This is a genomic window from Streptomyces silaceus (assembly GCF_001419745.1).
GTDB lineage: Bacteria > Actinomycetota > Actinomycetes > Streptomycetales > Streptomycetaceae > Streptomyces > Streptomyces silaceus.
Map to the genome: position 1 here is coordinate 1 of NZ_LIRJ01000694.1, position 2,150 is coordinate 2,150.

A 2,150-nucleotide genomic window follows, 5' to 3' on the forward strand; every position below is an offset into this window, starting at 1 on the left:
GCGGTTGGCGACGGGCGTGCCGAGCACCAGGTCGTCGGCGCCGGACACCCGGTGGGCGAGGATCGCGAAGACCGTCATGAGGACGACGTACACGGAGGCGCCGCGCTCGCGGGCCAGGGCGCGCACGGCCCGCGCGGTGGTCGCGTCGACGCGGAAGCGGATCTGGACGATGCCGTCCTCGCCCGCGTCCGGGCTGCCGTGGCCGGGGACGGTCAGCGGTCCCGGCGGGTCGGCCAGATAGCGGCGCCAGAAGTCCAGGCGCTCGCCGAAGACGCCGGCCCGCTCCAGCTCGGCCTGCCAGGAGGCGAAGTCGGCGTACTGGATCGCGGGGCGGGTCAGCCGCGGCTCGGTGCCCTCGCGCACGGCGCGGTAGGCCTCGGCGAACTCGGTCTGCAGGACGTCGAAGGACCACCAGTCGGTGATGATGTGGTGCAGGCTCAGCATCAGCGTCGTACGGGTGTCGTCGACGCGCACGAAGCGGCCCCGGATCAGGGGCTCGCCGCGGTCCTCGCCGTCGCTCCCGTCGCCGCCCTGCCCGCCGAGGCGGAACGGCCTGCGGCGGAAGGCCCGGAAGGCCTCCTCGATGGTGGTGCCGGTGCCGCGCAGGTCCTCGCGCTCCAGGACGAAGGGGCCCTCGTCGGGGAAGTCGACGCGCAGGTCGTCGGCCGTGCCGGAGATGCGGGTGCGCAGGATGTCGTGGTGGCGCTGGATGAGGGTGAGCGCGGCCTCCAGGTGGGCCGGGTCGACGGGCCCGTCCGGCGCGTCGAAGTGGTAGGCGCAGCACAGGTTCAGGTCCGGGGTGCCGGGATACAGCGACTCGTACACCCACAGGTCCCGCTGGGCGGGGCTGAGCGGCACCGGCCCCTCGGCGTCGCGGGGCGGCACGACCGCGGGGATCTCCCGGGCCCGGCCCGCCTCGACGAGGCGGCGCATGAGCCGCACCCGCTGCTCGCCGCTGAGCGCGCTGAACCGGTCGGCGGCGGAAGGGGAGTTCGGGGTCACAGTGCGGCCTCTCTCAGTTCGGCGAGGCGGTGCAGCCCCGCGAGGACCTCGTCCCGTCCGATGCCGAAGTCGATGAAGCAGGCGACCTCGTCACAGCCCAGGTCGCGCAGGTCGGCGAGCATCTTGGCGCAGGTGCCGGGCGAGCCCAGGAGGCTGCCCCAGTTCAGATAGCGCTGGAACGCGAACTCGGTGAGCATCGCGGTCTGTTCCTCGGTGAGCTCCTCGCCCCGGCCGCCCCGGTTGGCGGCGGTCTGGCGCAGGTACGAGGAGAGGTACGTCTTGAGGGGCGCGGCGGCCAGGCGGCGCACCTCGGCGTCGTCCGCGCCGACGTAGGTGTGCGCCATCAGCGTCACGCGGCCGTGCGCGTCGGTGCCCGACTGGTCGGGGGCGGCGGCGCACGCGGCGCGGTAGCGGGCGATCTTCTCGGCGAGCTCGTCCCTGCTCTGTCCGACCGTCGCGCCGAGCACTCCGGCACGCAGCCGTCCGGCGGCCTCCCAGGTCTCCGGGTTGCCGGACGTGGTGATCCACAGCGGCAACGCGTCCTGCACGGGCCGCGGCTGGGGCACGACGGCGACGGGCTGCCCGGTGCCGTCGGGGTACTCCACGGCCTCGCCCGCCCACAGCCTGCGCAGCTCGGGGATGGTGTTCAGGGTGCGGTTCCTGCGGTCCTCGTAGTGGCCGGGGGCCAGGGTGAAGTCCGCGGAGTGCCAGCCGGTGGCGACGGAGAGGCCGACCCGGCCGTGCGAGAGGTTGTCGACGACCGCCCAGTCCTCGGCGACCTTCAGCGGGTGGTGCAGGGGCAGGACGACGCTGCCCGCGCGGATGCCGATGCGCTCGGTGGCGACGGCGAGCGCTGCGGAGAGCACGGGCGGGCTGGGGAAGACCTGGCCGACCTGCTGGAAGTGGCGCTCGGGGGTCCACAGGGCGTGGAAGCCGAGGCGGTCGGCGGTGCGGGCGACGGTGAGGATGTCGTCGTAGGTGTCCGAGTGCCGGGCTCCGGTCCCCGTCGCGGTGGCGCTGCTGTCCGCGCCGAAGAACATCACGCTGAGGTCCACGGCCTCTCCTCCTGTTGGCTGCCGAGGTGGCGCTGCTGATCCTGTTGACGGGGCACGCGCGGCCGCCGGGTGATGGCGGCCGGGCCCGGCCGC

2 protein-coding genes are annotated in these 2,150 nt (G+C 74.3%); both read right to left on the bottom strand.

Annotated elements, in window-relative coordinates; all coding sequences use genetic code 11:
- The coding region (locus AOK22_RS38760; RefSeq protein WP_244165287.1) for a condensation domain-containing protein at positions 1 to 1,002 on the bottom strand (1,002 nt) is incomplete at its 3' end.
- Positions 999 to 2,057: a MupA/Atu3671 family FMN-dependent luciferase-like monooxygenase gene (locus AOK22_RS38765; protein ID WP_055703313.1), complete on the bottom strand. Its 1,059-nt coding sequence runs from the start codon at positions 2,055 to 2,057 to the stop codon at positions 999 to 1,001. The genes AOK22_RS38760 and AOK22_RS38765, both read right to left, overlap by 4 nt.
- Positions 2,058 to 2,150: the final 93 nt, after the last annotated feature.